Genomic DNA, 281 nt, shown 5'->3' with positions numbered 1-281 from the left:
CTAGCCCGACCCCGATGGCCAGCTCTTCGGATCAGTCACAACCCGGGTCCGCGGCTCCGAAGTCTACGACCACCCTAGAGCCGAGGCCTTGACAAACACAGAGGCACCGAAAAGCACCGATCTGTCCGTGCACACCCACGCCGATCTGGACCGGGTCGCGGACAAGCTCAACTCCCGCCCCCGCAAAACCCTGGACTGGGACACCCCCGGGGAAAGACTGACCCGACTACTGTCGCGGCCAGTAACCACCGGTGTTGCGACCACCCCCTGAACCCGAGGCC

General features: G+C 65.1%; 1 pseudogene. It reads left to right on the top strand.

The annotated features are described in order from the left end of the window. Positions 1-106: 106 nt before the first annotated feature. A pseudogene (locus PSD17_RS24635) lies at positions 107-271 on the top strand (IS30 family transposase); the annotation flags it as partial. Positions 272-281: the final 10 nt, after the last annotated feature.

The sequence above is a fragment of the Pseudonocardia sp. D17 genome, assembly GCF_036984265.1.
GTDB lineage: Bacteria > Actinomycetota > Actinomycetes > Mycobacteriales > Pseudonocardiaceae > Pseudonocardia > Pseudonocardia benzenivorans.
Note: the sequence above shows the minus strand (reverse complement) of the source record. Positions and strands in the feature narration are given on the sequence as shown.